This window comes from Amycolatopsis sp. NPDC051758 (assembly GCF_044453095.1).
Taxonomy (GTDB): domain Bacteria; phylum Actinomycetota; class Actinomycetes; order Mycobacteriales; family Pseudonocardiaceae; genus Amycolatopsis.
Genome location: NZ_JBITCJ010000005.1, coordinates 196,890 through 223,797 on the forward strand (window position 1 = coordinate 196,890; position 26,908 = coordinate 223,797).

At 71.3% G+C, this 26,908-nt stretch carries 25 protein-coding genes; 15 read left to right on the forward strand and 10 right to left on the reverse strand.

From position 1 onward, the window contains the following. Positions 1 to 7: 7 nt before the first annotated feature. Entirely contained in the window at positions 8 to 1,546 is a 1,539-nt protein-coding gene (locus tag ACIA5G_RS24330; protein WP_395926903.1) for a sensor histidine kinase, read from the reverse strand. A 177-nt stretch (positions 1,547 to 1,723) separates the two neighbouring features. On the opposite strand from ACIA5G_RS24330, the gene ACIA5G_RS24335 reads away from it, so the two are divergent. Next, complete coding sequence (locus ACIA5G_RS24335; RefSeq protein WP_395926905.1) at positions 1,724 to 2,302, forward strand: hypothetical protein; 579 nt, start codon at positions 1,724 to 1,726, stop codon at positions 2,300 to 2,302. A 21-nt stretch (positions 2,303 to 2,323) separates the two neighbouring features. Here the strand turns inward: ACIA5G_RS24335 and ACIA5G_RS24340 are convergent, their stop codons facing one another. Next, entirely contained in the window at positions 2,324 to 4,414 is a 2,091-nt protein-coding gene (locus ACIA5G_RS24340; protein ID WP_395926907.1) for a fatty acid desaturase, read from the reverse strand. Positions 4,415 to 4,552: 138 nt separating this feature from the next. Between ACIA5G_RS24340 and ACIA5G_RS24345 the strand changes: the two genes are divergently transcribed. The 7 genes from ACIA5G_RS24345 (at position 4,553) to ACIA5G_RS24375 (ending at position 11,055) form a co-directional block, all read left to right on the forward strand. After that, a complete protein-coding gene (locus ACIA5G_RS24345; RefSeq protein ID WP_395926910.1) occupies positions 4,553 to 5,143 on the forward strand; it encodes a TetR family transcriptional regulator in 591 nt (196 codons plus the stop codon). Positions 5,144 to 5,272: 129 nt separating this feature from the next. Then, positions 5,273 to 6,664 (forward strand): trigger factor, encoded by a 1,392-nt coding sequence (tig, locus tag ACIA5G_RS24350; RefSeq protein ID WP_395926912.1) that lies wholly within the window; start codon positions 5,273 to 5,275, stop codon positions 6,662 to 6,664. Between the two features lie 138 nt (positions 6,665 to 6,802). Continuing rightward, positions 6,803 to 7,408: a ClpP family protease gene (locus tag ACIA5G_RS24355; RefSeq protein WP_395926914.1), complete on the forward strand. Its 606-nt coding sequence runs from the start codon at positions 6,803 to 6,805 to the stop codon at positions 7,406 to 7,408. A gap of 23 nt (positions 7,409 to 7,431) precedes the next feature. Further along, on the forward strand, positions 7,432 to 8,085 hold the full coding sequence (locus ACIA5G_RS24360; protein WP_395926916.1) for an ATP-dependent Clp protease proteolytic subunit: 654 nt from the start codon (positions 7,432 to 7,434) through the stop codon (positions 8,083 to 8,085). Between the two features lie 229 nt (positions 8,086 to 8,314). After that, on the forward strand, positions 8,315 to 9,610 hold the full coding sequence (gene clpX, locus ACIA5G_RS24365) for an ATP-dependent Clp protease ATP-binding subunit ClpX (protein WP_323336074.1): 1,296 nt from the start codon (positions 8,315 to 8,317) through the stop codon (positions 9,608 to 9,610). Positions 9,611 to 9,660: 50 nt separating this feature from the next. Beyond that, positions 9,661 to 10,080, forward strand: a complete 420-nt coding sequence (locus ACIA5G_RS24370) for a hypothetical protein (protein WP_395926920.1) — start codon at positions 9,661 to 9,663, stop codon at positions 10,078 to 10,080. Between the two features lie 54 nt (positions 10,081 to 10,134). After that, positions 10,135 to 11,055, forward strand: a complete 921-nt coding sequence (locus tag ACIA5G_RS24375) for an anti-sigma factor RsbA family regulatory protein (protein ID WP_395926922.1) — start codon at positions 10,135 to 10,137, stop codon at positions 11,053 to 11,055. Positions 11,056 to 11,180: 125 nt separating this feature from the next. Here ACIA5G_RS24375 and ACIA5G_RS24380 read toward each other — a convergent pair whose 3' ends face one another. Both ACIA5G_RS24380 and ACIA5G_RS24385 read right to left on the reverse strand, forming a co-directional pair. After that, a complete protein-coding gene (locus tag ACIA5G_RS24380) occupies positions 11,181 to 12,062 on the reverse strand; it encodes an alpha/beta hydrolase (protein WP_395927988.1) in 882 nt (293 codons plus the stop codon). A gap of 173 nt (positions 12,063 to 12,235) precedes the next feature. After that, positions 12,236 to 12,943, reverse strand: a complete 708-nt coding sequence (locus ACIA5G_RS24385) for a TetR/AcrR family transcriptional regulator (RefSeq protein ID WP_395926924.1) — start codon at positions 12,941 to 12,943, stop codon at positions 12,236 to 12,238. Between the two features lie 73 nt (positions 12,944 to 13,016). Here ACIA5G_RS24385 and ACIA5G_RS24390 point away from each other — a divergent pair, with 73 nt between their 5' ends. Beyond that, positions 13,017 to 14,462, forward strand: a complete 1,446-nt coding sequence (locus tag ACIA5G_RS24390; RefSeq protein ID WP_395926926.1) for a carotenoid oxygenase family protein — start codon at positions 13,017 to 13,019, stop codon at positions 14,460 to 14,462. Here the strand turns inward: ACIA5G_RS24390 and fdhD are convergent. After that, positions 14,459 to 15,283: a formate dehydrogenase accessory sulfurtransferase FdhD gene (fdhD, locus tag ACIA5G_RS24395; RefSeq protein ID WP_395926929.1), complete on the reverse strand. Its 825-nt coding sequence runs from the start codon at positions 15,281 to 15,283 to the stop codon at positions 14,459 to 14,461. The genes ACIA5G_RS24390 and fdhD overlap by 4 nt on opposite strands. 103 nt (positions 15,284 to 15,386) lie before the next feature. Here fdhD and ACIA5G_RS24400 point away from each other — a divergent pair, with 103 nt between their 5' ends. The 6 genes from ACIA5G_RS24400 to ACIA5G_RS24425 all read left to right on the forward strand — a co-directional run bounded on the left by ACIA5G_RS24400 (position 15,387) and on the right by ACIA5G_RS24425 (position 21,303). Further along, a complete protein-coding gene (locus ACIA5G_RS24400; protein WP_395926931.1) occupies positions 15,387 to 16,742 on the forward strand; it encodes an OFA family MFS transporter in 1,356 nt (451 codons plus the stop codon). Next, on the forward strand, positions 16,742 to 16,867 hold the full coding sequence (locus ACIA5G_RS24405; protein ID WP_395926934.1) for a hypothetical protein: 126 nt from the start codon (positions 16,742 to 16,744) through the stop codon (positions 16,865 to 16,867). The genes ACIA5G_RS24400 and ACIA5G_RS24405 overlap by 1 nt, the downstream gene beginning before the upstream one ends. Further along, the gene (locus ACIA5G_RS24410) at positions 16,864 to 17,613 is read left to right on the forward strand and encodes an SDR family NAD(P)-dependent oxidoreductase (RefSeq protein WP_395926936.1); all 750 of its coding nucleotides are present in this window, start codon (positions 16,864 to 16,866) and stop codon (positions 17,611 to 17,613) included. Before ACIA5G_RS24405 ends, ACIA5G_RS24410 begins: the two co-directional genes overlap by 4 nt. 48 nt (positions 17,614 to 17,661) lie before the next feature. Further along, a complete protein-coding gene (locus ACIA5G_RS24415) occupies positions 17,662 to 19,071 on the forward strand; it encodes an LCP family protein (protein WP_395926939.1) in 1,410 nt (469 codons plus the stop codon). Positions 19,072 to 19,360: 289 nt separating this feature from the next. Next, a complete protein-coding gene (locus ACIA5G_RS24420; RefSeq protein WP_395926941.1) occupies positions 19,361 to 19,936 on the forward strand; it encodes a hypothetical protein in 576 nt (191 codons plus the stop codon). Positions 19,937 to 20,034: 98 nt separating this feature from the next. Beyond that, positions 20,035 to 21,303, forward strand: coding sequence for an MFS transporter (locus ACIA5G_RS24425; RefSeq protein ID WP_395926943.1), 1,269 nt, complete (start codon positions 20,035 to 20,037; stop codon positions 21,301 to 21,303). On the opposite strand, the gene ACIA5G_RS24430 is transcribed toward ACIA5G_RS24425, so the two are convergent. The 5 genes from ACIA5G_RS24430 to ACIA5G_RS24450 form a co-directional block, all read right to left on the reverse strand. Next, on the reverse strand, positions 21,294 to 23,600 hold the full coding sequence (locus tag ACIA5G_RS24430; RefSeq protein ID WP_395926945.1) for an FdhF/YdeP family oxidoreductase: 2,307 nt from the start codon (positions 23,598 to 23,600) through the stop codon (positions 21,294 to 21,296). The genes ACIA5G_RS24425 and ACIA5G_RS24430 overlap by 10 nt on opposite strands. 47 nt (positions 23,601 to 23,647) lie before the next feature. Then, positions 23,648 to 24,949, reverse strand: a complete 1,302-nt coding sequence (locus tag ACIA5G_RS24435; protein ID WP_395926947.1) for an MFS transporter — start codon at positions 24,947 to 24,949, stop codon at positions 23,648 to 23,650. Between the two features lie 65 nt (positions 24,950 to 25,014). After that, positions 25,015 to 25,452 (reverse strand): MarR family winged helix-turn-helix transcriptional regulator, encoded by a 438-nt coding sequence (locus ACIA5G_RS24440; protein ID WP_395926949.1) that lies wholly within the window; start codon positions 25,450 to 25,452, stop codon positions 25,015 to 25,017. A gap of 46 nt (positions 25,453 to 25,498) precedes the next feature. Further along, a complete protein-coding gene (locus ACIA5G_RS24445) occupies positions 25,499 to 26,524 on the reverse strand; it encodes a hypothetical protein (protein ID WP_395926951.1) in 1,026 nt (341 codons plus the stop codon). Positions 26,525 to 26,573: 49 nt separating this feature from the next. Beyond that, entirely contained in the window at positions 26,574 to 26,882 is a 309-nt protein-coding gene (locus ACIA5G_RS24450; protein ID WP_395926953.1) for a hypothetical protein, read from the reverse strand. Positions 26,883 to 26,908: the final 26 nt, after the last annotated feature.

The window sequence follows — 26,908 nt, forward strand, 5'->3', positions numbered from 1 at the left end:
AAAGGGCTCAGCTGCCCGTTTCCAGCTGGGGTCGGCGCACGCCGACGCTGTGCACCCGCTGGGCGGGCACGGCCACCGGCAGCCGCACCGCGAACTCCGTGCGGCCGGGACGGCTGTGCACCTCGATGGTGCCGTGGTGGGCGAGCACCACGGCGGACGCGATCGCCATGCCGAGCCCCGTGCTGCCCGCGTTGCGCGAGCGGGACGAGTCACCGCGGGCGAATCGCTCGAAGACGTCCGGCAGCAGGTCCGGGGCGATGCCCGGCCCGTTGTCGGTCACCGTGAGCACCGCGCTGCCGTCGGCCGAACGCGCGAGCGTCGTCACCACCGTGGTGCCGGGCGGGGTGTGCGTGCGGGCGTTGGCCAGCAGGTTCGCCAGCACCTGGTGCAGCCGCTGGACGTCGCCGAGGACGAGGACCGGGTCCGGGGGCAGCTCCAGCAGCCAGCGGTGCCCGCGGCCGGCTACCTGGGCGTCGCCGACCGCGTCCGCCACCAGCCGGGTGAGGTCGACGTCGCGGACGTCGAGGGGGCGACCGCCGTCGAGACGGGCGAGCAGCAGCAGGTCCTCGACGAGCGCCGTCATCCGGACGGCTTCGGACTGGATCCGGCCCATCGAGTGCGCGACGTCCGGGGGCACCAGCGAGCTGCCGCGGGCGGCCAGCTCGGCGTACCCGCGGATCGCCGCCAGCGGCGTCCGCAGCTCGTGGCTGGCGTCCGCGACGAACTGGCGGACCCGCAGCTCGCTGTCGTGGCGCGCTTCCAGCGCCTGCGCGACGTGGCCGAGCATCAGGTTCAGCGCCGAGCCGACCTGGCCGACCTCGGTCCGCGGGTCGGTGTCGGGCTCGGGGACGCGGATGGACAGCGCCACCTGGCCGCGGTCGAGCGGCAGCTCGGTGACGCGCCCGGCGGTGGCCGCGACGCGCTCGAGCGGCCGCAGCGTGCGGCGGACCGCGAACGCGCCGAGGAAGGCCGCGCCGAGCACCCCCGCGGCGGCGACGCCGAACAGGATCAGCCCGACCGTGACCAGCGTGTCGGTGACCGGCTTCATCGGCAGGCCGGTGACGACGACGTCGGAGGTCCCGGTGACCGGCAGCGCCATCAGGCGGTACTCGCCGAGGTCGTCGAAGGACAGCGTGTGCGGCTGGCCGTCGGTGGGCACCGAGAGCAGCACGGCCTGCTGGGCCGCGGTGAGGTGCAGCCGTTCGCCGTGCTCGGAAATGCTGTCGTCGTGGACGAGCCGCTGCCCGGAGAAGGTGCCGCTCACCGTGCCGACGTTCTGGCCGAGCGGGTGCTCGCCCGACCGGTCGTCCGGCTGCGGGCCGCCGATCTGCGGGCCGGCGTTGCTCGCGAAGACCAGCGAGCGGGACGCCGCGGCCGACAGCTGCTGGTCGACCTGGCGGGTGAGGAACACGTCGAGCGCGAACTCGCTGACCACGCCGACGATCAGGCACACCACGGTGAGCAGCACGACCATCGAGCCGGTCAGTTTCGCGCGCAGCGAAAGCCGGCCCCGGTGGGGGTGCGGCGGGACGGTTCGCGCGGCCATGGAACCAGCGTCCGTCCGCGCCGTGTGTGCGGGTTGTGTGCTGCCTGTGAGGCGGCTGTGCGGTGCGCCGTGCCCGATTCCTCCGGTCACAGGAACGGCTGACGCCCGGCACAGTCCGCACACAGCGAGCGGCTCCACCGTGGATCCCACCAGAGGATTTTGTTAAGGAGCAACGTCATGACCGCACCGCAGGCCCCGCAGCAGACACCGTCCACTTCGGACCAGGCGTGGGGCGCCGCGCCGGCGCCGGGCACGCCCCCGCGGCCGGCCCGGTCGACCGGCAAGAAGATCACGGCGGGCGCCGTCGCGGCGGTGATCGTGGCCGGCGGCGGAGCGGCGGTCTGGGCCGCGTCGTCGTCCGCGTCGACGGAGACCGCCACCGCCGCCGGGCCGGGCGGCATGAACGGCGGCCCCGGCGGCATGACGGGCGGCCCGGGCGGCGCCGGCCTGGGCTCGGCACTGCACGGCGAGTACGTCGCATCCGACGGGAACGGCGGCTACGTCACGAAGATCATGCAGACCGGCGAAGTGACGGCGCTGAGCGCGACGTCCTTGACGGCCAAGAGCGACGACGGGTTTTCGAAGACGTACACGATCACGTCGGACCAGGCGACGGGCCTCGCGTCGGGTGACACGGTGACGGTGGTGGCGACGGAGTCCGGCGACACGGCGACGGCGACGTCGGTGACCGATGGTGAGGCGGGCGCGCAGGGCCAGGGGACACCGCCTACGGGCGCGCCCACCCAGACCGGCTGACGCGGCTAGTGGCCCCGGCGGTCAGCGGCGGTCGTAGTCGACCGCGACCTCCGGGGTCGTCGCGCGGGAGCGGCACGTCAAGATGCGGCACGCCGCCACGTCGTGCTCCGTCAGCGCGTACCGGACGTCCATGTCGACCTGGCCGTGCAGCAGTGTTGCGCGGCATGTGCCGCACGCGCCGCCGGTGCACGAGTACGGCACCTCGAACCCCGCCCGCAGGGCCGCGTCCAGCACCGTCTCGCCGGCTTCGGCCGTGACGCACGTCGTGGTGCCGCCCAGCGTCACCGCCACCCGGGCCGGCAGGCCCGCCGGGTCGCGCAGGGGCGCCGCGCCGCGGAACAGTTCGAAGTGGACGCTCCCCTCCGGGACGTCCGCGTCGGCCAGGGTGCGGCGGGCCAGCTCCATCAGGCCGCGGGGCCCGCAGAGGAACCACTCGTCGACCTTCGCCGGGTGGAGGCGGTTCTGCAGCATCGCGCGCAGGCGGGTGCCGTCGAGGCGGCCGCGCTGGTAGCGCTCGTGCGAGATCGCCAGCGCCTCGCCGATCGTGTCGAAGTGCCGGGGCCGGTGCGCGTGCAGGTCCGGGTCGCGCTCGTCGGTGCGGTAGTGGACGACGTGCAGCCGGCCGCCGAACCGCTCGGCGAGCCGGCTCAGCTCCGCCGCGAACAGCGTCGTCGCGCCCGAAGTGTTGACGTACAACAGGGTCGCGCGGCTGTGCGGCTCGGCGGACAGGGCACTGACCAGGATCGACAGCACCGGCGTGATGCCGCTGCCCGCGGCCAGCGCGACATAGTGCGCCGTCCGCGAAGGATCGGGTGTGAGCGTGAACGCTCCCGAAGGCGGGAGCACGTCGAGGAAGTCGCCCGCGGCCAGCGTTGTGGTCGCGAAGCCGGAGAACGCCCCGCCCGGCCGCCGCTTGACCGCGATCCGCAGCTCACCGGCTCCGGCAGGCGCGCAGATCGAGTACGTCCGCCGCACGGACTGCCCGTCGACCACCGCGCGGACCGCCACGTGCTGGCCCGGCGTGAACCGGTACTCCGCCGCCAGGTGCGGCGGGACCTCGAAGGTGACCGTGACGGCGTCCGCGGTCAGCGGCCGGACCTCCCGCACCCGCAGGCGGTGGAACCGGCTCGGCCCGAGCGGCGGCGGGGCCGGCGCGGGCACGTCGACGTCGGGCGCGGAGTCGAGTCCCATGGCCACCCGGTACTCCTCCGCCGTCAGGTCACGGCCCCCGGCCGTGCCGATCGGGACGCCGCGGGCCAGGTAGGCCTCGCGGTTGTCGAGCCAGACCCGCCGGTACCGGTGGAACGGGACGGCCGGGTGCAGGTGGTGCACCAGGTGCAGGTTCTGGGCCAGCAGCGCCGGGGTCAGCAGCCGGTCGAGGCCGACGCGCACACGGGTGGTCCCGAACCGGCCGTGCGGCCCGTCGGCGGGCAGCCCGTGGTGCGGCAGCCAGCCGAACGACCAGGCGAGCAGGCCCAGCCCGAGCCGCTGCGGCAGCAGGTAGACCAGCAGCAGCTCCGGACCGTGGCCGGCGGCGACCAGCGCCACCCCGGCGGCCAGCGCCGCGGCCAGCACCACCAGCGTCTCCGCCAGCTCCTCCGGCGGCCGTTCCCGCAGCCGCGCGAAGTAGCAACGCGCGTAGGAGAAGTCGAGGGTCAGCCACCGCAACGGCAGCTGCCAGGCCGGGCCGCGTGACGTCCACGCGTCCGGGTCGGTCCGGAACGAAGCGTTCGTGTGGCGGTGGTGCTCGCCGTGCACGAACCGCAGCGAAGGGAAGGACGCATAGGCCGCGACGAACGGGACGGCCAGCCGGCCGAGCACCTCGTTGACCCAGGTCAGCTTGCCCGCCGAGTGGTGCGCCGACTCGTGCACCACGGTGTACATCACGAAGGTGGCGGCGGTGTTCAGCACGACGGTCACCACCGCCGGCACGAGCCCGGCCAGCAGCAGCCAGGTCGCCACGCCCCAGACCGCGAGGGCTCCGGTGAACAACAGCACGACAGGCGCCGAGACCGCGGGCAGGGCTACGCGCGGGGCGGGGACCGCGCGGGGGAGGACCCGCGCGGGGGCGGGTTCCAGCAAACCGCGCGCCGGGGTGTCGACGACGGACATCGAGCGGTCTCCTCGGTCGAGAAGCTCCTGACCAGGCGGGAGTCACCGTAGACAACTCATCGTCCTTTGTAAACGTTACGGCAGGCTCCGAAAAAAGGTGTCGGCCAGCGGAACGCAACCGGCGGGTAAGCTCGCCGTGTGAAGGCGGTCACCCACCCGGCCCCGGCGCCCACCCGGGAGAAGCTGCTGGTCGCGGCGGCCGAGGTCATCCACGCGGACGGCTGGGCCGCCGTGACGATGGGCAAGCTGGCCGCGCGGGTCGGCGTGAGCAGGCAGACCGTCTACAACGAACTCGGCTCCAAGACCGAGCTCGCCAAGGCGCTGATGCTGCGCGAGACCGACCGGTTCGTCGAGCGGGTGGACGCGGACGTCGCCGCGCACCCCGGCCGGCCGGTCGACGGCGTCACCGCCGCGTTCCGGCACACCCTCGAGGCCGCCCGCGCCAATCCGCTGCTGGAGATCGCGCTGGGCGGCGCGCAGGGCGGCCGCGACGACTTCCTCCCGCTGCTCACCTCCCAGCCCGAGGCGGTGCTCGGGCGGGCCGTCGACGCCGTCGCGGCGGTCTTCGCGGGCGCCTACCCGGAGGTCCGGCTGACGCCGTCGGAGTGGGCGGTCGCGGTCGAAGCGTTCATGCGGCTGCTGCTTTCCCACCTGGTGCAGCCCAGCGGGTCGGCCGAGCACGCGAGCGGCCAGATGCGCTGGGTGATCGGCCGGATGCTCGGCGCCTGACGCCGCAGGTGGCCCCCGCCCGGGCGGCGCGGGCCACTGGCCTAGACTCGGACGTCCCGGTCTGCAGGGACCAGGGGCCATTTCCGCAGGATTGTCCAACCACAATCGTTACCGCTCGAGGAGAAGACCTTGAAGAGCACCGTCGAGCAGCTGAGCCCGACGCGAGTCAAGATCAATGTCGAGGTGCCGTTCGACGAGTTGAAGCCCAACTTCGACCGCGCCTATCGCAAGATCGCCCAGCAGGTGCGCATCCCGGGCTTCCGGCCCGGCAAGGCGCCCGCTCGCGTCCTGGAAAGCCGGATCGGGCGAGGCCCGGTGCTCGACGAGGTCGTCAACGAGGCCATCCCGGCGAAGTACATCGAAGCGGTCCGCGAGAACGAGGTCCGCACGCTCGGCAACCCCGAGTTCGACGTCACGAAGCTCGAGGACCGCGACGTCCTCGAGTTCACCGCCGAGGTCGACGTGCGACCGGAGATCGAGCTGCCCGACCTCGAAGGCTTCGCGGTCACCGTCGACGACGTCGAGCTGACCGACGCGGAGGTCGACGAGCAGCTCGACGAGCTGCGCGCCCGCTTCGGCACGCTGACCGGCGTCGAGCGCCCGGCCGAGACCGGCGACTTCGTTTCGATCGACCTCGCCGCGACCGTCGACGGCGAGGCCGTCGAGGAGGCCGCCACCAGCGGGCTGTCCTACGAGATCGGCTCCGGCCAGCTCGTGGACGGCATCGACGAGGCGATCCTCGGCGCGAACGCCGGCGAGACCAAGACGTTCACCACCCAGCTCGTCGCCGGCGACCACGCCGGCAAGGACGCCGAGGTGACCGTGACCGTCCAGTCGGTCAAGCAGCGCGAGCTGCCCGAGGCCGACGACGAGTTCGCCCAGATGGCGAGCGAGTTCGACACGATCGACGAGCTGAAGTCCGACCTGCGCGAGCGGCTCGCCCGCGTCAAGAAGATGCAGCAGGGCGTCCAGGCGCGGGACAAGGTGCTCGAGGAGCTCCTGGAGCGCACCGAGGTGCCGATCCCGGAGAAGGTCCTCGACGGCGAGATCGAGAACCGCAAGCACGACGCGATCCACCCGTTCGACCACGACGAGGCGCAGTTCGCCCAGGCGCTCGAGGCCGAAGGCCGCACGCTCGAAGAGTTCGACGCGGAGACCCGCACCGAGTCGGAGAAGGCCGTCCGCACGCAGCTGCTGCTGGACACCATCGCCGACAAGGAAGAGGTCTCGGTCAACGACGGCGAGCTCACCGAGCGGATCATCTACCAGGCCCAGCGCTTCGGGATCAGCCCGGACGAGTACGTCCAGCGCGCCCAGCAGTCCGGCCAGCTGACCGCGATCTACGCCGACGTCCGCCGCGGCAAGGCGCTCGCCTCCGTGGTCCGGAAGGCGACCGTGACCGACGGCTCGGGCGCCGAGGTCGACCTCACGGAGCTGTTCGGCAGCGACGAGCCGGCCGCCGACGTGGCAACCGAAGAGACGCAGGTCACCGACGAGGCGGCGAAGACTCCGGCGGAGTGAAGCTGTGAGCGAACTTGGGCGGTGTCAGGCATTCTGCGCCGCCCAAGTTCGTTAGGGTCGGATACAAGATCTCAAGCATCTGAAACGACAGCGGCGGCCGTCAGCACCGGGCCGCCGCCGGCGAAAAGGCAGGCAGACGTGACGCAGCACACGCCCGAGGCGCGGACCGGAACCGCAGGGCTCACCCTCACCGACTCGGTTTTCGAGCGGTTGCTCCAGGAGCGCATCGTCGTCCTCGGTTCCGAGGTGAACGACGAGATCGCCAACCGGATCACCGCGCAGCTGTTGCTGCTCGACGCCGACGACGCCGAGTCCGACATCCGCTTCTACATCAACTCGCCGGGTGGCTCGGTCACGGCCGGGTTCGCCATCTACGACACCATGCAGCTGATCCGCCCGGACGTCGCGACCTACGCGATGGGCATGGCGGCCTCGATGGGGCAGTTCCTGCTCTCCTCGGGCACGCCCGGCAAGCGCTACTCGCTGCCGCACGCGCGGATCCTGATGCACCAGCCGTCGGCGGGTGTCGGCGGTACCGCGTCGGACATCGCGATCCAGGCGGACCTGTTCAACAAGTGGAAGCGCGAGCTGGCCCAGATCACCGCGGACCAGACCGGGCAGACGGTCGAGCAGATCATCGCGGACGGCGACCGCGACCGCTGGTTCACCGCGCAGGAGGCGAAGGACTACGGGTTCGTCGACCACGTCCTCACCCGCGACATCGCCCGTCCGGGCTCGAACTGAGCCGAAGCACCAAGGAGAGTTCCATGAGCAACTTCAGGCTCCCGGGTGACTTCCGGGCACCGACCACACCCCAGTCGCGGTACATCCTCCCGTCGTACGTCGAGCGCACCAGCTACGGCGTCAAGGAGTCGAACCCGTACAACAAGCTGTACGAGGAGCGCGTCATCTTCCTCGGCGTGCAGGTGGACGACGCGTCGGCCAACGACGTGATGGCCCAGCTGCTGCACCTCGAGCACGAGGACCCGGACCGCGACATCCTGATCTACATCAACTCGCCGGGTGGCTCGTTCACCTCGCTGATGGCGATCTACGACACCATGCAGTTCGTCCGCCCGGACATCCAGACGTACTGCCTCGGCCAGGCCGCCTCGGCCGCCGCGGTGCTGCTGTCGGCCGGCACGCCGGGCAAGCGCTACGCGCTGCCGAACTCGCGCGTGCTGATCCACCAGCCGGCCACCGAGGGCACCTACGGCCAGGTCTCCGACCTGGAGATCCAGGCGAACGAGATCCAGCGGGTGCGGCGCCAGATGGAGGTCATCCTGGCTCACCACACCGGCAAGGACGCGGACCAGATCCGCAAGGACATCGAGCGGGACAAGATCCTGACCGCCGACGAGGCCAAGTCGTACGGCATCATCGACGAGGTGCTTCCGTACCGGAAGGCGTCGGCTCTGTAGATCCGCCAGGCCGGTGTGTGTCGAGAAGACGACACACACCGGCATCCTGGTTTAGGGTCGTCCTCTGACGTGCTCCCGGCGCCTGTGGGTGTTCCCGCCCACGGCATCGGACGGGTACCGTCAGTGGCAATGTGTGAGGCTCCGTCCGGTCGTCCGTGACCGGGGGTCGCACCGTCGCAACACACGTCAGGCGCGGAAACCCGCGCCGGAGGGGACGAGGTCAACGGCCATGGCACGGATCGGTGACGGCGGAGACCTGCTGAAGTGTTCTTTCTGCGGGAAGAGCCAGAAGCAGGTGAAGAAGCTCATTGCCGGCCCCGGGGTCTACATCTGCGATGAGTGCATCGACCTCTGCAACGAGATCATCGAGGAGGAGCTGGCCGAAGCCGGCGACGTCAAGCTCGACGAGCTGCCCAAGCCCGCCGACATCCACGAGTTCCTCGAGCAGTACATCATCGGGCAGAACGACGCCAAGCGGACCCTCGCGGTAGCGGTCTACAACCACTACAAGCGGATCCAGGCGGACGACAAGGCCGGGCCGAAGGACTCCAAGGAGGAGTCGGTCGAGCTGGCGAAGTCGAACATCCTGATGCTCGGCCCCACCGGGTGCGGCAAGACCTACCTCGCCCAGACGCTGGCGAAGCTGCTGAACGTGCCGTTCGCGATCGCGGACGCCACGGCGCTGACCGAGGCCGGGTACGTCGGCGAGGACGTCGAGAACATCCTGCTCAAGCTCATCCAGGCGGCGGACTACGACGTCAAGCGGGCCGAGACCGGGATCATCTACATCGACGAGGTCGACAAGATCGCCCGCAAGAGCGAAAACCCGTCGATCACGCGGGACGTCTCGGGTGAGGGTGTCCAGCAGGCGCTGCTGAAGATCCTCGAGGGCACCACCGCCTCGGTGCCGCCGCAGGGCGGCCGGAAGCACCCGCACCAGGAGTTCATCCAGATCGACACGACGAACGTGCTGTTCATCGTGGCCGGCGCGTTCGCCGGGCTGGAGAAGATCATCAACGAGCGGGTCGGCAAGCGCGGCCTCGGCTTCGGCGCGGAGATCCGCACGAAGTCCGAGATCGAGGAGAGCGACGTCTTCTCCGACACCATGCCCGAGGACCTGATCAAGTTCGGGCTGATCCCGGAGTTCATCGGCCGGCTCCCGGTCGTCGCGACGGTCAGCCACCTGGACAAGGAATCGCTGGTCAGCATCCTCACCCAGCCGCGCAACGCCCTGGTGAAGCAGTACAAGAAGCTCTTCGAGATGGACAACGTCGAGCTCGAGTTCACCAAGACCGCGCTCGAAGCGATCGCCGACCAGGCGGTCCTGCGCGGGACCGGTGCCCGCGGGCTGCGCGCCATCATGGAAGAAGTGCTCCAGCCGGTGATGTACGACATCCCGAGCCGCGACGACGTGGCGAAGGTCGTGATCACCGAGCAGACCGTCCGGGAGAACGTGAACCCGACGATCGTCGCCCGGCAGCCGACACGGCGCGCGCGCAGCGAGCGCGGCGAGAAGTCGGCCTGACCCGGGCGTCTCCGGGCCACCCCGGCCCGGAGACCCGACAGGAAAGCTGAATGACTGCTGACTCTTTCCCGGGTTCCGGGAGCACGGTCACCGGTGGAGGCGTGCAGGCGCCGCCTTCACCGGAGCCGGCCCCGGAACCCGCCGGGGACACCCCGGCCGGGACGGCTCCCGGTTTCCGTGAGCTGAGCGAACGCGTGATCGCGTCGGTCTTCGACCGGTACCCGTGGCTGAACCGCGTGCTGATGGGCGTGCTGGCGGTGTTCACCGGCACGTGCGTCGTCGGGGTGGTGGCGCGGCTTTCGCCGTTGCCGCTGATCCCGGTGCCGCTGTTCCTCGTCGCGGGGTACGGCCTGTGGCAGGCACGTGGGGTGACCGAGCGGCGTCAGCTGTCCAACTGGGTGTTGCTGTTCGCGCTCGCGACCATGGTCGGCTTCTGGCTGATCTCGGTCGTCGGCCGCTGGGTGGAGTGAATTTTCCTCCGATCGACCCGTTTGTGTTCGCCCGTATTTGGGTAAGAATTTGCCGTGGCAGAAGCTCCCGGACCGTTTCGGCATCCGGCGCTGCTCTACCGCGGTGACACTGAGTATCTCGCCGGTGTCGTTCCGTTCCTCTTCGAAGGCCTCGACCGGGGTGAGCCCGTCGCCGTCGCCGTGCCCGAACGGAACTTGAAGATCATCGAGGACGCGCTCGGCGAGCGCGCGGCCGACGTCCGGCTGATCGACATGTGCCAGGCGGGCCGCAACCCCGGGGCCATCCTGCCGTCGGTCCTGCTCGCCTTCGCCGGGGAACACACCCGGCCGGTGCGGATCGTGGGGGAGCCGATGTGGGCCGACCGCACGGCCGTCGAGTACCCCGAGTGCGTGCTGCACGAGGTGGTCGTCAACGACGCTTTTGCGGGCCGGGACGTGGCCGTGCTCTGCCCCTACGACACCGCCGCGCTGCCGCCGGAGGTCCTGGCCGACGTCGAGCGCACCCATCCCGAGCTGTGGGGCGCGGTCGGCCGGTCGGTCAGCGCGCGCTTCGATCCCGAAGGGGCCCGCGCGGACTTCACCCGGCCGCTCGTGCCGCCCGCGGCCGCGGTCGTGCGGCGGTTCGACCTCGGCCAGCTGGCGTCGCTGCGCGGCTTCGCGGAGATCTGGGCCGCCCGGCACGGCCTGCGCCGCCCGCGCCGGGACGACTTCGCGCTGGCGATCGCCGAGCTGACCACGAACAGCGTCCTCTACGGCGGCGGCTCCGGCGTGCTGCGGCTGTGGGCCGAGGAGCGGCAGGTGGTCGGCGAGGTGACCGACGCGGGCACGATCGTCGAACCCCTGGCCGGCCGGGTCCCGCCGCCGGCGGCCACGCTGGGCGGCCGCGGGCTGCTGCTGGTCAACCGGCTGGCCGACCTGGTCCGCACGTACTGGGTGCCGGGCCGGACCACGACCCGGGTGCACTTCCGCTGCTGAAGCGGTACCCGGAGGGTCGGCTCGCGTACCCAGGGAGTCGGCCGGCGTACCTGGAGGGTCGGCTCACGAACCGACCGTCCAGGTACGCGAACCGACCGTCCAGGTACGCGAGCCGACCGTGCGGGTCAGTCCTTGCGGGGGACGTGCTTGCCGAGGAAGCTGATCATGCTGGGCACCACCGTGCGGTTGAACGGGTCGCCGTGCTTGCCGTGTGCCGTGTGCGCCACCGCCGGGTGGGCCGCGTCGATGTAGCGGCGGACGCCGGTGATGAACGGGTCCTCCGTGCCGCACCAGATGCCGTTGGGCACGCTCTTGGTCTCGTCGATGTGGCGCAGCGGGTCGAGGGCCGTCCAGTCCTGGATGCCGGTGAAGATGTGCCGCTTGGCCATCTCCTGCCAGGACAGGATCAGTGCAGGGGCCAGCGTCGCGACGGCGGCGGGCGGCTGGCGCCGCTCCACCCGGCGGCGCGTGTACAGCAGCGCGCCGAACCCGCCCATCGAAACCCCCGTGCAGGCGAACGGCAGGCCCGTGTCCCCGGCGAAGCCGCGGGCGCGCAGCCACTGCGGGACCTCTTCCAGCAGCATCGCCATCGGGTCGTCGTTCGGGTGCACCTGGTGCCAGTAGTTGTCACCGCCGTCGACGGCCACGAAGCCGAACGCCGGGACCGCCTTGCGGGCGACGTCGCTGGAGAGCTGCTTGAGGGTGCCGGTCGGGGCCGCGCTGCGGGCGTTGCCGTGCAGGCCGTGCAGCATGAGCGACATCGGGAGCCCCTTCGGCGGGGTCTTCGACGGCAGCACGAACACCAGGTCGACCATCCGGCCGCGGGCCTGGGAGTAGACGCGCTCGACGCGCGTGCTGCCCAGCTGGGTCGTCGGGTTGGACGACGCCACGCCCAGCGCGCGCTGCAGCGCCGGGCTGAACGGCAGCTTCCCGGTCGCCGTGCCGACCGCCAGGCCGGTCACGGCCAGCCCGGACGCACCCGCGATCAGCACCGAGCGGCGGCTCAGCCACCGCCGGGCGTCCCGGACCGCCGCGCCGGCCGCCGTCTGGGGCTCGTCCCCGGACGGCTCGGCGCTGTCGCGATCCCCGTCTTCCTCGTTCACCTGTCTCCGTCCCCGCCTGCTGCTCCCTAGGACGCCGCGCACCCGCTCCGCGTTCCCCTCGCGTCCCGTCCGCCGGGTTAGTCGTTCTCACCCTGCCCGGCGTTTCCGGTCCGCGCTCGCCAAGCCGCTTTCGCGGCCTCGGTCGAGCGTCCGGCCCGCTCCACAGTGTCCCCGAGGCCCACGGCCAGCGTGATCCCCAGGGGTATCAAGATGTGGTCTATACCCTGTTCGCCGGGCCCGAAGTGGCCCGATGCCTCCAATGTGACAAAACCGTGCAGCGCGCTCCACAATTGCGCCGCAGCCTGGTACTTGTCGGCGGGGCGGAACCGGCCGGCCTCGATCGCCCGTTCGGTCGCCCGGACGATGTGTTCGAACGCCTCCAGGCCCTCCTGGGCGGCTTCGCGGCCCTCCTCGGTCGTGAGGTCCGACAGCGTCGCCCGCTTGCCGCCGGGCGCGGACTGGCCGAACGTCACCGCGAACAGCTGCGGCTGCTCGGCGACCGCCTGCCGGTAGGTCCGGGCCAGGCTGAAGACGTCCGCGACCGGGTCGTCGGTCTCGCCGACCTCGGCCAGGCAGGCCGAGAGCCGCAGGAACCCCGTGCGCGCGACCTCGTCGACCAGCGCGGCCATGCCCCCGAAGTGGGTGTAGACGGCCATCGTCGAGACGCCGACCTCCGCCGCGAGCTTGCGGGCCTGCAGGGTTTCGGGGCCGCCGTCGTCGAGCAGCCGGATGGCCGCCTCGACGAGCCGCTCCTTGACGTCGTTCGCACGGGGTTTGGGGCTCATGCTTGCCAGTATCCCATAACCCTGTTATAAATTGAGTCATAACCAAGTTATGACTGCTTCGGAGAGGTCGGGCATGGGCAACAAGTTCCTCGAAGGAAACTTCGCCCCGGTGAGCCGGGAGCACACGATCACCGAACTGGCCGTCACGGGGCGGATCCCCGACTTCCTCGACGGCCGCTACCTGCGCAACGGCCCCAACCCGCTGTCCGAGGTGGACCCGGCGGCCTACCACTGGTTCATGGGTGACGGCATGGTCCACGGCGTGCGCCTGCGCGACGGCAAGGCCGAGTGGTACCGCAACCGGTGGGTGCGCAACCCGTCCGTCGCGGCGACGCTGAACGGCGAGGACGCCAGCCGCTTCTGCGGGCTGGACGCGCTCGGCGCGAACACCAACGTCATCGGCCACGCCGGCAAGACGCTGGCGCTGGTGGAGGCGGGCGCGCCGATCTACGAGCTGACCGACGAGCTCGACACCGTCGGCCGCTGCGACTTCGACGGCACGCTCCCCGGCGGTTACACCGCCCACCCCAAGCGCGACCCGCAAACCGGCGAGCTGCACGCCGTGTCGTACTTCTTCGGCATGGGCAACAAGGTCCAGTACTCGGTGATCGACGCCGGCGGGCAGGTCCGCCGCACGGTCGACGTCGAGGTCACCGGGTCGCCGATGATGCACGACTTCTCCCTGACCGAGAAGCACGTCGTGTTCTACGACCTGCCGGTGACGTTCAACACCGACATGGCCGTCGCCGCCAACGTGCCGGGCGCGCTGCGCACCCCCGCGAAGCTGGTGCTGTCGGCCATGGTCGGCAAGGTTCGCGTGCCCGACCCGGTGACCGCGATGATGGCCGGCAAGATCGGCGCGAACGGCGGCCTGCCGTACCGCTGGAACCCGAAGTACCCGGCGCGGATCGGCGTCATGCCGCGCGAGGGCGGCAACCGTGACGTCCGCTGGTTCGAGGTCGAGCCGTGCTACGTCTTCCACCCGCTCAACGCCTACGACGACGGCGACAGCATCGTGCTCGACGTCGTCCGTCACCCGAAGATGTTCGACCGCGAGCTGCACGGCCCGGACGAAGGCGGCCCGACGCTGGACCGCTGGACCGTCGACCTCAGCGCGGGCAAGGTCCTGGAGGAGCGGCTCGACGACCGCGGCCAGGAGTTCCCGCGGGTCGACGAGCGGCTCGTCGGCCGCCGGCACCGCTACGGCTATTCGATGGCGGCCGACGGCGGCGCGGACCCGGCCGGCTCGCTGTTCAAGCACGACTTCCGGACCGGCTCGCGCCAGGAGCGCGCGTTCGGCGCGGGCCGGCAGCCCGGCGAGTTCGTGTTCGTCCCCTGCCACGAGGACGCGGCCGAGGACGACGGCGTCCTGATGGGCTTCGTCTTCGACCCGGCGACGCAGCGCAGCGACCTCACCCTGCTCGACGCGGGCACGCTGGAGACCGTCGCGGCGATCCACCTGCCGGACCGCGTGCCCAACGGTTTCCACGGCAACTGGGTGGAGTCCGCCCAGGGCTAGGTCAGGATGCGGTGGTCACCGGTGTAGAGGTTCATCGAGTCGCCGCGCAGGAAGCCGATCAGCGTCATGCCGTTCTCCTCGGCCAGCTCGGCGGCCAGTGACGACGGCGCCGACACCGCGGCCAGCAGCCCGATCCCGGCCATCGCCGCCTTCTGCACCAGCTCGAACGACGCGCGCCCGGACACCAGCAGGCCGAGGCCGGGTGCGGGGATCCGGTTCTCCAGCACCGCCCAGCCGAGCACCTTGTCGACCGCGTTGTGCCGGCCGACGTCCTCGCGGACGACCTCGAGCCCGCCGTCCGGGGTGAACAGGGCGGCCGCGTGCAGGCCGCCGGTGCTGGCGAACACCTTCTGCCGGGCGCGCAGGGCGTCCGGCAGGCCGGCCAGGGTCTCGCTCTTGACCGCGAACGTCGCTTCGGCCGGGGAAAAGCGGGTCTTGAGCTTGACCGCGTCGAGCGCGGCCTTGCCGCAGACCCCGCACGAAGACGTCGTGTAGAAGTTGCGCTCGACGCCGGTGTCCGGCGGCGGCACCCCGGGCGCCAGTGCGACGTCCAGCACGTTGTAGGTGTTGCGGCCCTGGTCGTCGACGCCGTCGCAGTAGCGGGCGACGGCGATGTCCTCCCGGCCGCCGATGACCCCTTCGGACAGCAGGAAGCCGTGGGCCAGCTCGACGTCGTTCCCCGGGGTGCGCATCGTGACCGCCAGCGCCTTGCCGCCGACCCGCAGCTCCAGGGGTTCTTCGGCGGCCAGCGCGTCGGGGCGGCGGCGGTCGCCGGCCGCGGAGATCTTCCGCACCGGCCTGCGCACGATCACCCTGCCCATGACCCACACCCTTCTCGCCCGGAAAGTTTGACACTCGCATGGTGCAACGCCGGGTATTTAGTAATACATTCCCTCCATCATCCCCACTCTACGGAGGGATCCGATGGCTCTCGGCTTCCTGGACCGTTCCCGGATCGTGGCACCCCCAGGCTGGACGCGCTGGTTGGTGCCGCCGGCGGCCCTTTCGGTACACCTGTCGATCGGGCAGGCCTACGCGTGGAGCGTGTTCAAGACCCCGCTCGAAAAGACGATGGACCTGAACGGCACGCAGAGCTCGCTGCCGTTCCAGCTCGGCATCGTCATGCTCGGCCTGTCCGCGGCGTTCGGCGGCACGCTCGTCGAGAAGAACGGCCCGCGCTGGGCGATGTTCGTCTCGATGTGCTGCTTCGCCAGCGGGTTCCTCGTCTCCGCCCTCGGCGTCGCGACCGGACAGTTCTGGCTGGTCGTGCTCGGTTACGGCGGGATCGGCGGGGTCGGGCTCGGCATCGGCTACATCTCGCCGGTCTCGACGCTCATCAAGTGGTTCCCGGACCGGCCCGGCATGGCCACCGGCATCGCGATCATGGGCTTCGGCGGCGGCGCGCTGATCGCCTCGCCGTGGTCGTCGTCGATGCTCGGCACCTCGCCGACCACCGGCACGATCGCGACGGCGTTCCTCGTGCACGGCATCGTCTACGCGGCGTTCATGTCGATGGGCTGGCTGCTCGTGCGGGTCCCGGCCGACGACTGGAAGCCGGCGGGCTGGGAGCCGAAGACCGACCACGGCAAGGCGATGATCAGCACCGCGAACGTCTCGGCCGCGAACGCGATCAAGACGCCGCAGTTCTGGTGCCTGTGGGTCGTTCTGTGCTTCAACGTCACAGCAGGCATCGGCATCCTGGAGAAGGCGTCCCCGATGATCGTGGACTTCTTCAAGAGCACGTCGACCCCGGTCGGCACGGCCGCGGCGGCGGGTTTCGTCGCGCTGCTGTCGCTGTGCAACATGCTCGGCCGGTTCGTCTGGTCGTCCACTTCGGACCTGGTCGGCCGCAAGAACATCTACCGCACCTACCTCGGTGTCGGCGCGGCGCTGTACCTGGTGATCGCGCTGACGGAGAACTCGTCGAAGCTCGTGTTCATCCTGTGCGCGATGGTGATCCTGTCCTTCTACGGCGGCGGGTTCGCGACGATCCCGGCCTACCTGAAGGACCTCTTCGGCACCTACCAGGTCGGCGCGATCCACGGCCGGCTGCTCACCGCGTGGTCGGTCGCCGGTGTGCTCGGCCCGCTGATCGTCAACCGGATCGCCGACAGCGAGAAGGCGGCGGGCAAGTCCGGCCCGGACCTGTACGCGACGTCGTTCTACATCATGATCGGCCTGCTCGTGGTCGGCTTCATCGCCAACGAGCTGGTGCGGCCGGTGAAGGAGAAGTTCCACGAGCCGGTCACGGCCGGCGCGGCCGCGAGGAGTGAGGCGTGATGACGGAGCCTTCGGCGAAGCCCAACCGGGTGCCGTTGATCGTGCTGGCCTGGGCGTGGGTCGTGCTGCCCTTCGGTTACGGCGTCTACCAGCTGTTCCTGAAGCTGGTCCAGTTGTTCGGATGAGCGGCGTCCTCGTCACCGGCGCGTCCCGGGGTATCGGGCGCGCCGTGGCGCGGGCGTTCGCGGCGCGGGGAGACCGGGTGGCCGTCCACTACGGACACCGCGCCGCGGACGCCGAAGAGACCGTCGCCGCGTTGCCCGGCGAAGGGCACGTCCTGGTCGGCGGGGATCTCGCCGACCCCGAGGCGGCGCAGCGGATCGCCGACGAGGCCGAAGCCGGGCTGGGCGGGGTCGACGTGCTTGTCAACAACGCCGCCGTCGCGACGTCGGCCGAGACCGCGCACCCGGTCGCCGCGGTGTCCTATGCGGACTGGCAGCGGATCTGGCGGCGCACCTTCGACGTCAACCTCTTCGGCGCGGCGAACCTGAGCTACTGCGTCGCCCGGCACCTGATCACCCGCGGGGCGCCGGGCCGGATCGTCAACATCGGGTCGCGCGGGGCGTTCCGCGGTGAGCCCGACCACCCGGCGTACGGCGCGAGCAAGGCGGCGTTGCACGCGCTGGGCCAGTCACTCGCGATCTCCCTGGCGCCGCACGGGATCTCCGTGACGTCGGTGGCGCCCGGCTTCACCGCCACCGAGCGCGTGGCGGACCGGATCGACGACACGCTGCTCGCGCAGAGCCCGTTCGGCCGGGTCGGCACGCCGGAGGAGATCGCCGCGGCCGTCGTCTACCTGGCTTCGGCCGAGGCGACCTGGGCCTCCGGCGCGATCCTCGACCTCAACGGCGCCTCCCACCTGCGCATGTGACCTGCCTCACGCGTGCAGCGGGCGACGGCCCGCGCGCGTCGGTAGGGCGTGCATCCACTGGGGAAGATCGTCGTCGCCGGGCTGGCCCTGGTCGTCTTCTGCGGCACGGCGTACGGCTACGCCAACTTCCGCGCGCTCGACGACGTCGCGCGGGACAGCGTGATCGACGCGGACGGCGAGGCGAAGCCGGGGGAGCAGCCGGCCGACGGCTCGCTCGACATCCTGCTCGTCGGCCGGGACGCCCGCACCGACCCGCAGGGCAACCCGCTGCCGCCGGACGTCCTGCGGGAGCTGCGGGTCGGCGCCAACGGTGACGACCTCACCGACACGCTCATCGTGCTGCGGATCCCGAACGGGACGCACGAGGTGAAAGCGTTTTCCATCCCGCGCGACAGCTACGTCTCGATGCCCGGCGGCAAGGGGAAGATCAACGCCGCGTTCGGACGGGGGAAGGCGGGCGAGGCGCGGCGGCTGCGCACGGCGGGGGAGACCGACAAGGCGAAGATCGACCAGTCCGCCCTGACCGCCGCCCGGCGCGCGACGCGGCAGGCGGTCGAAGACCTGACCGGCGTCAAGATCGACCACTTCGCCGAGGTGAACCTGCTCAGCTTCTCCGAGATCAGCAAGGCCGTCGGCGGGGTCGACGTCTGCCTCAACCAGGCCACCAAGGACAAGAACTCGGGTGCGGACTTCCCGGCCGGCCCGCAGCGGATCGCGGGCGCGGACGCGCTGGCCTTCGTCCGGCAGCGGGACAACCTCAAGGGCGGCGACTTCGACCGCGTGCGGCGGCAGCAGGTGTTCCTGGCCGGGCTGGCGCGGCAGGTGCTCTCGGCGGGCACGCTGGCCGACCCCGGCAAGCTGTCCGACCTGATCGACGCCGTCAAGCGGTCGGTGGTGCTCGACGCTTCGTGGAACCTGCTCGACTTCGTCGCACAGCTGCGCGGGGTCAGCGGCGGTGGCATCCGGTTCGAGACGATCCCCGTGGTGAACCCGGACTACCGGTACAACCCGAACGACCTGCGGGCGACGGCGGTGCAGGTCGACCCGGCCGCGGTGAAGTCGTTCGCGGCGGGCCTGATCGGGTCGGCCGCACCCCCGCCCGCAAAGCAGGACGCGCCGGTCACCGTCGACGTGTCCAACGCCGGTCCGCAGGCCGGGCTCGCCGCCCGCGTCGCCGGGTACCTCGGCGAGCACGGCTTCACCAAGGGCGACACCGGGAACACCGGCACCCGGCGGACGTCCCTCGTGCGCTTCGGCGCGGACCTCGCCCAGCGGGGCGCCGAGGTCGCGAAGCTGCTCGGCGGGCTGACGACGCAGGAGTCCGCGGCGGTGCCGCCGGGGCACATCGAGGTGGTTCTCGGGACGGTGTACGCCGGGCCCGGCGCGACCGGCGGCGGGGGCGCCCCGGCCGCGGGCGACGAGCCGATCACCTCGAGCGGGGTCGTCTGCGTCAATTGACCGTCCGCTAATTACTTTCCGCTTTCCGTTCGATTCCGCAAAAACACGGCACGAGAATTCCGCGCCGCGAGGACTTTCCGCGAGTGGACCACAGCGGACCAATGGCGGCACTGGTCTTGACGTTGCCGCACTGGTGAGGCAGTGTGCGGGGACCCGTCCGGCGGCCCGCCGCCCGGCGGCCCGGAAAAGTTCACCGGATCGGTGACCACCCGGAAAGTCAATTTCAGGAAATACGGAAAGTCCGGAATCTATGCGCAACAGTGTCGCCCGCGGGTGGTGGATCCTTCCGGTGCTCGTTTCGGTCCTTTTCTGCACCGGCTGCCAGTCTTCGTCCGCTTCGGCGCACTACCCCGGCGCCGTCGACGCCTGCCAGTTGCCCGGGACGGGCACCCTCGCCCGGCTCGCGCCCGGGACCGTCGAGATCCCGGCCGGCTCGATCAAGACCGCCGACAGCAAGGTCGTGCCCGCGGACCGCTCCAGCGAGGACAGCGACCTCACCAGCTGCAAGCGCCTGTTCGCGCGCGACCTCGGCGGCGGCAAGCCCAACCTGCAGGACTACCGGCTCGTCACCATCGCCGTCGTGCGGTTCACCACCTCGGACGCGAGCGAGGGAGCCGTCAAGGCCACCCAGCTGATGACCGACGCGCTCAGCGACCACTCGGGCCTCCGGCTCGCCACCGGCGTCGGCGACGAAGCCGGGTTCTCCGAGCAATGGGCCGCGGTCCGCACCGGCAACGTCGTGCTCGGCCTGGCCATCGCCGACGGCGGCACCGAGGCGGCACTGATCCCGCCCCCGACGGTCGACAACGTCCAGGCCGTGCTCACGGACCTGACCGGCACCCTGCAGCGCGACTTTCAGGGCTGAGGCTCGAGCCGTTCCGCGGAGCGCGAAACCTGCTGCTGCCGGTGATCAACCGCGGCATCCTGCCCTTTCAGCGCGAACACGCGTCGAGGGGAAGGCCGTTGACCGGCGGCACCGAGCGCAAGCGGGGTGGCCTGTGGCGGCACCGCGACTTCCGCCTGCTGTGGGCGGGGGAGACGACCAGCAGGCTGGGCAGCAACGTGACCACGGTGGCACTGCCGCTGGTGGCGGTGCTGGTGCTGCACGCCGGGACGGTCACGGTGAGCCTGATCGCCGCCGCGGCCTGGGTGCCGTGGCTGGTGCTCGGCCTGCCGGCCGGAGCGTGGATCGACCGGCTGCCCCATCGGCCGGTGATGCTGCTCTGCGACGTGGTCTCCGCGCTCTTGTTCGTCAGCGTTCCGGTGGCGGCCTGGCTCGGCCGGCTGACCACGGCCCACCTGGTGGTCGTGGCGTTGCTGACCGGGGCGTGCAGCGTCCTGTTCACCACCGCGTACCGGGTGTACCTGCCGGTGCTCGTTCCGCCGGCCGAGCTGCCGGAAGGAAACGCGAAGCTGCAGGGCAGCGAGTCCGCCGCGCAGATCGCGGGGCGTGGTCTCGCGGGAGTGATCGCCCAGTGGGCGGGCGTGGTGTTCGGCCTGGTCGTCGACGCGGCGACGTTCCTGGTGTCCGCGGTGTGCCTGTCAGCGATCAGCGCGCGGGAACCGCCCAGGCCGGTTGTCCGGCGGCGGACGACGGTGCGCCGCGAGATCGCCGAAGGGCTGCAGTGGGTCGCGCACGACCGGTACCTGCGCCCGTTGGCGGTGTTCAGCGCGGTCGCCAACGTCGCGCTCACCGGCTACCAGGCGCTCCAGGTCGTCTTTTTTGTGCACGTGGTGGGTGTCGCCCCGGCGGCCGTGGGATTCCTGGTGGCGGCGCCGGGAGCCGGCGGGGTGGCCGGCGCGGCCGTCGCCGGCCGGCTCGCACGGCGCTGGGGCAGTGCGCGGAGCCTGCTCGTCGTCCTGCTGACCATGGCCCCGCTCGGCTTTCTCATCCCGGCGGCCACTTCCGGTCCCGGCCTGGTCCTGCCCGCGGTCGGCGGGGCCGCGGTCGGCGCCGCCGTCGTGGCGGCGAATGTCCTGGCCGCGACCTTCCGGCAGACCTACCCGCCGCGGGCCGTGCGCGGCCGGGTGGTCGCCTTCAGCAGCCTGCTGGCGAACGGCTCGAGCGCGGGCGGCGCGCTGCTCGCCGGCGGACTCGGCTCCTTGGCCGGACCACGCGCGGCGGTGTGGGCGCTGATGGGCCTGCTCACGGCGGCGGCACTCGTCCTCGCCGCCGGCCCGATCCGGGCCGGCCGGGACTTTCCCGCCGCCGCCGGCCGTCCTCAGCCCTGAGGCTCGAGCCGTACCACGATCGCCTTCGACACCGGGGTGTTCGACTTCTCCGCCACCGAGTCCAGCGGCACCAGCGCGTTCGCCTCAGGGAAGTACGCCGCCGCGCAGCCGCGTGCTGTCGGGTAGGAGACCACTCGGAATGCCGGCGCGCGGCGGTCGCCGTCGCGCCACTCCGAGACCAGGTCGACCATCGTGCCGTCGGCCAGCCCCAGGGAAGCCAGGTCGTCCGGGTTGACCAGCACCACGCGGCGGGCGTTCTCGATGCCGCGGTAGCGGTCGGAAAGCCCGTAGATCGTGGTGTTGTACTGGTCGTGGCTGCGCATCGTCTGCAGCAGCAGCCGGCCCTCGGGCACCTGCGGGTACTCCAGCTCCGAGACCGTGAAGTTGCCCTTGCCGTTGGCGGTGCCGGTGAACTCCCGGGAGTCGCGCGGCGCGTTCGGCAGCACGAACCCGTCCGGCTCGCGGACGCGGCGGTTGTAGTCGTCGCAGCCCGTCACGACCCGCGCGATCCGGTCGCGGATCAGGTCGTAGTCGGCCTCGAACGTCCGCCACGGCACGGCGTGCCCGGCGCCGAACAGCTGCTCCGCCAGCCGGCAGATGATGGCGACCTCGGACAGCAGGTGCTCGCTCGCCGGCTTGAGACGGCCGTGGGAAGCGTGCACCTGCGACATCGAGTCCTCGACCGTGACGAACTGTTCGCCGCTCGCCTGGACGTCGCGCTCGGTGCGGCCGAGCGTCGGCAGGACCAGCGCGGTGCGGCCGTGCACGACGTGCGAGCGGTTCAGCTTCGTCGAGACGTGCACGGTGAGCGAGCACGACCGAAGCGCCTTCTCGGTCGTCTCCGTGTCCGGCGTGGCCGAAGCGAAGTTGCCGCCGACGGCGAAGAACACCTTGCCGCGGCCGTCGCGCATCGCGCGGATCGAGTCGACGGTGTCGAGGCCGTGCTCGCGCGGCACCTCGATGCCGAACTCGCCGGCCAGCGCGTCCATGAACGACTGCGGCATCTTTTCCCAGATGCCCATCGTCCGGTCGCCCTGGACGTTCGAGTGCCCGCGCACCGGGCACAGGCCCGCGCCCGGCTTGCCGATCATGCCGCGCACCAGCGCCAGGTTCGCGATCTCCGAGATCGTCGGCACGGCGTGCTTGTGCTGCGTCAGGCCCATCGCCCAGCAGTAGATCGTGCGTTCCGAGGACGCGATCATCCGCGCGACGCGCTCGATCTGCTCGCGCGGCAGGCCGGTGGCGCGCTCGACGTCGGCCCAGTCGATCTCCTGCAGGTGCTTCGCGTAGTCGTCGAAGCCTTCGGTGGACCGCGTGACGAAGTCGCGGTCGATGATCGCGCCGGGCGCCTCCTCGTCCCAGGCCAGCAGCAGGTGCCCGACGGCCTGGAACAGCGCGAGGTCACCACCGAGGCGGATCTGGGCGAACTCGTCGGCCAGCGGGGTGCCCTTGCCGACCACACCGCGGACGTTCTGCGGGTTCTTGAACCGCATCAACCCGGCTTCGGGCAACGGGTTCACGGCGATGATCTTCGCGCCGTTGCCCTTGGCCTCTTCCAGCGCCGAGAGCATGCGCGGGTGGTTGGTGCCCGGGTTCTGGCCGACGACGACGATCAGGTCGGCCTTGTGGATGTCGGCGAGGCTCACCGAGCCCTTGCCGATACCGGTGGTCGCCTGCAACGCCGCGCCCGAGGACTCGTGGCACATGTTGGAGCAGTCCGGCAAGTTGTTGGTGCCGAAGGAGCGCACCAGCAGCTGGTAGAGGAACGCGGCTTCGTTGCTGGTGCGGCCCGAGGTGTAGAAGATCGCCTCGTTCGGGTCGGTCAGCGCCTTCAGTTCGCCGGCGACGAGCTCGAACGCGTCGTCCCAGGAAATCGGCTCGTAGTGCGTTGCGCCTTCGCGCAGCACGAACGGCTCGGTGATCCGGCCCTGCTGGCCCAGCCAGTAGTCGGTCTTCCCGCGCAGCTCCTCGATGGGGTGCGCGGCGAAGAACTCCGGGCCCACCCGCCGTTTTGTCGCTTCCTCGGCAACGGCCTTGGCGCCGTTCTCGCAGAATTCGGCCAGCTTCCGCTTCTCGCCGTCGACCTCACGCGGTTCCGGCCACGCGCAGCCCGGGCAGTCGAAGCCTTCACGCTGGTTCAGCAGCCGCAGCGCCTTGACGGTCCGGCCGGCGCCCATCTGCTCGACGCTGCGCGCGAGCGACACGGCCACGCCGGGTATCCCGGCCGCCCAGCCCTTCGGCTTGCCCACTTCGAGCTGGGCCTCGTCCACGTCCTGCGCCGGCGCTTCACGGGTCATGTGTTCATCGTGCGCCTCGATGGCCGGATCCGCGAACAGGGGGTGGGTCACACCTTCGCGGCGCGCGGCCCGCGGTCGAAGACGGTGACCCCCAGCAGCACCACACTGACCACGACCAGCGCGATGGCGAGCCGGTGCAGGCCGGCCGAGTCCGCGTGCGCGCCGTAGCAGAGGGCGATGAGCGTCGAGGCCACGATCGCGCCGAGGTACTGGGCGGTGCGGAACAGCCCGCTCGCGGTGCCCATCTGCTCGGCGGGCGCTTCGCGGTAGAGCGTCGTCTGGTTCGCGACGCTGGTCAGGCCCTGGGCCAGGCCGAACAACGCGGCCAGCGCGAGCAGCGCGCCGGCCCCCGTGCCGTCGTGGACGAGCAGCAGCAGCGCCGAGCCGCCGACCAGCGCCACGGCGACGGTGACCAGCCGGGCCTTGATCCCGGACGCGCGGCCGGAGAACGCCGCGGCGCAGACCGCGGTGCCGGACATCGGCAGCAGCATCAGCCCGGCCGCCTCCTCGGACAGCTGCCGGGTGGTCTCGAGCCATTGAACGTAGCCGAACATGATCGCGTAGATCGCCATGAAGCTCAGCGCCTGGCGCAGGTAGGTGTGCAGGATCGCGCGGTTGGCCGCGAGCATCCGGAGGTCGAGGAACGGGTCGGCGCGCCGCAGCTCGACCAGCGTGAACGCGGTCCCGAACGCGGCGACGACGGCGAGCAGCCAGAACTCGGCGCCCGGGTCCATCAGGAAGAACAGGAGCGCGAGCAGCGTCGCGGAGAACAGCGCGATGCCCAGCACGTCGATCGGTTTTGCGGTGCGCTCGCCGCGGTCGTCCTTCGGCACCCACAGCAGCGCCAGCACCAGCGAGAGCGCGGCGAGCGGGATGTTCACCGCGAAGATCGCGGGCCAGCCGAAGAGGCCGATCAGCAGCCCGCCCAGCGTCGGGCCGATCACCATCACCGTCTGCGCGGACATCGACAGCACCGACAGCACGCGCGCGGGCACGCCTTGGCCGCTCGCCTCGGCGTGGTGGCGCAGCACGGCCATCGCCGCCGGGAACCCGGCGCAGGTGCCGAGGCCCAGGACGACCCGCACGCCGGTCAGCCAGCCGACCGAGAGCGGGATCATGCCCAAGATCCCCGCGATGATCACCAGCACCGCCCCGCCGAGCAGGATGCGGCGGGCGCCGTAGCGGTCCACCAGCAGCCCGACCACCGGCTGCCCGACCGCGGTGGCCAGGTACAGCGCCGAGATCAGCCACGCGGTCTGGCCGGGGCCGGCGCCGAAGCTCCGCCCGATCGGCACGAGCGCGACGGCGATCAGTGTGGAGTTGATCGGGTTGAGCACCGCGCCGGCCACCAGCGGGGTGACCAGGCGGGCGCCGAACTTGGCGGGTGCGGTGACGGTGCTCGTGAGAACTCCCTTCAGTGCTGGGCGGCGCGCTGCAGCAGCGGCAGCGCGCGGGTGACGGCCTCGAGCTCGGCGGGGGACAGCTCGTCCAGTAGCGCCTGCGCGAGCCACTCGTCGCGGTGCTGGAGGATGCCGCGCACGGTGTCGGTGCCGGCCTCGGACAAGCTGATGACCACCCGCCGCCGGTCGCCCGGGTCGGGGGTGCGCGCGAGGTAGCCCAGCTCGTCGAGGACGCCGAGGGTGGCCGCCATCGACTGCTGCCGGACGTGCTCGGCGGCGGCGAGCTCACCCTGCGTGGCCGGGCCTTCGCGGTACAACCGATTGAGCACGGCGGATTGTGACGGTGTCAGGATCCCCGCGTTGTCGACCTGACGCAGCCGCCGGTGCAGCTGCGCGACGACCCCGCGGAGCCAGCCGGCGGTCTCGGCCACGTGCGCAGGTACTTCGCCCATGCACACAGGTTAACTGTACAGCCCAGACTGTGCATCCGGATGTGACTCACTTCGCCGTGCAGGTGTCTTCCTGCGGCATGGGCCGGTTCGGGTCGTAGGCGCCGGGCAGCTCCTGGTCCCCGCCGGGCACGCCGGTGGCGTCCGGGTTGCTGTAGGCCGGGGCGAGGAAGCCCTGCTCGAGCGCGTCGCAGCCGATCGCCTCGAAGAAGCTGCCGCCGCCGCTGTCGGGCCACAGGCCGCGGCTGCTCGGCGCGAGGTTCTTCCCCTGGCGGACGAGGTACGACTCGTCCACACGAACGAAGCTGACGATTTCCGACGGCCCCCGCAGCCCCTCGGGGTGCGGGTGGTCGAAGGCGTACGCGACGACGTACTTGACGTCGATCGCCAGCTCGCCGGGCTTCTCGCCGGGGCGCGCGCTCATCGAGCCGAGCGTGCGCGGGCCCTGGTCGAGCAGGTGGTAACCGCCGGCGAGCTCGGTGACGAACCCCGAGAAGTCGGGTGTCTTGCCGTCTCCGGCCGGCTTGGTGGCCAGGATCGGGCCGACGTAGTCCTGGGCGTCCTTCGCGAAGAGGGCGAGGAAGCCCTTCGTGTCGTGCCGGTCGAGCACGGCGGGGTCGAGCCGGGCGGCGGTGATGACCTGCTTGACCTGGGCGTAGGCCGCCGCGACCTGGTCCGCCTTGAAGGCGCCGACGGCGGCCGGGGCCGGCGAGGTGATCCCGCCGACGCCCTTCTTCCACACGTCCGCCGGAGTCCGCGCGTACGCGTGTTTCAGGTCCACAGGCGCGTACTGGGCGACCGAAGTCGGGTTGACGCTGGTGGGAGCGGGTGTCGCCGGGGTGGTGGCGCCGTGGGCGTCCGAGGAGCGCTGCCCGAGCGCGACGACCACCGCGGTGGTCACGGCGAGGATCAGGACGAAGGCGGCGAGACCCCACTGACGGCCGCTGCGCCGCTTCGGCGGCCGCCGCTGCTTGCGGTCCTTCTTCGCGCCCAGCCAGGCGTCGGTCTGGGCGTGCTTGCGCCACTCCGGGTCCATCAGGTCCGGGTGCGAGTCGAGCAGGTTGTCGTCGTCCACGTGCTTCCCCCAAGGTCGATGCCTGATCATCGACGGCGGGGGACGGGCGTTACGCGTTCACGCCGAAGAAGACGAACGGGTCTTCGTTGACGCCGATGCCTTGGATCTGGTGCACGATGATCGCGGCCGCGACCAGGCCGACCACGAGCAGCAGGGCGAGCAGGCCCGGCCAGCGGCTCTGCCCCGGCTGCTGGACGGCGGCCGTGCGGCTCTCGCGCTTGCGGCGCTTCTTGAGCTCCTTCTTCGCGCCCAGCCAGGCGTCCCGCTCGGCGTACTTCTGCCAATCCGGGTTGATCAGGTCAGGGTGCGTTTCCAGGCGCCGGTCGTCCGGATCCTGCGGCTGCTGAGGCTCTGCCATCCGAGAGTGCCTTCCCCCTGGGTGAC

What these genes read in the sequence shown, in the direction of transcription:
- ACIA5G_RS24340 (WP_395926907.1), bottom strand. Translation starts at nt 4,414, where the DNA reads ATGTCCGTCGTCGACACCCCGGCGCGCGGTTTGCTGGAACCCGCCCCC.
- ACIA5G_RS24335 (WP_395926905.1), top strand. Translation starts at nt 1,724, where the DNA reads ATGACCGCACCGCAGGCCCCGCAGCAGACACCGTCCACTTCGGACCAG.
- ACIA5G_RS24360 (WP_395926916.1), top strand. Translation starts at nt 7,432, where the DNA reads ATGAGCAACTTCAGGCTCCCGGGTGACTTCCGGGCACCGACCACACCC.
- ACIA5G_RS24450 (WP_395926953.1), bottom strand. Translation starts at nt 26,882, where the DNA reads ATGGCAGAGCCTCAGCAGCCGCAGGATCCGGACGACCGGCGCCTGGAA.
- ACIA5G_RS24390 (WP_395926926.1), top strand. Translation starts at nt 13,017, where the DNA reads ATGGGCAACAAGTTCCTCGAAGGAAACTTCGCCCCGGTGAGCCGGGAG.
- clpX (WP_323336074.1), top strand. Translation starts at nt 8,315, where the DNA reads ATGGCACGGATCGGTGACGGCGGAGACCTGCTGAAGTGTTCTTTCTGC.
- fdhD (WP_395926929.1), bottom strand. Translation starts at nt 15,283, where the DNA reads ATGGGCAGGGTGATCGTGCGCAGGCCGGTGCGGAAGATCTCCGCGGCC.
- ACIA5G_RS24440 (WP_395926949.1), bottom strand. Translation starts at nt 25,452, where the DNA reads ATGGGCGAAGTACCTGCGCACGTGGCCGAGACCGCCGGCTGGCTCCGC.
- ACIA5G_RS24370 (WP_395926920.1), top strand. Translation starts at nt 9,661, where the DNA reads ATGACTGCTGACTCTTTCCCGGGTTCCGGGAGCACGGTCACCGGTGGA.
- ACIA5G_RS24430 (WP_395926945.1), bottom strand. Translation starts at nt 23,600, where the DNA reads ATGACCCGTGAAGCGCCGGCGCAGGACGTGGACGAGGCCCAGCTCGAA.
- ACIA5G_RS24400 (WP_395926931.1), top strand. Translation starts at nt 15,387, where the DNA reads ATGGCTCTCGGCTTCCTGGACCGTTCCCGGATCGTGGCACCCCCAGGC.
- ACIA5G_RS24330 (WP_395926903.1), bottom strand. Translation starts at nt 1,546, where the DNA reads ATGGCCGCGCGAACCGTCCCGCCGCACCCCCACCGGGGCCGGCTTTCG.
- ACIA5G_RS24410 (WP_395926936.1), top strand. Translation starts at nt 16,864, where the DNA reads ATGAGCGGCGTCCTCGTCACCGGCGCGTCCCGGGGTATCGGGCGCGCC.
- ACIA5G_RS24405 (WP_395926934.1), top strand. Translation starts at nt 16,742, where the DNA reads ATGACGGAGCCTTCGGCGAAGCCCAACCGGGTGCCGTTGATCGTGCTG.
- ACIA5G_RS24385 (WP_395926924.1), bottom strand. Translation starts at nt 12,943, where the DNA reads ATGAGCCCCAAACCCCGTGCGAACGACGTCAAGGAGCGGCTCGTCGAG.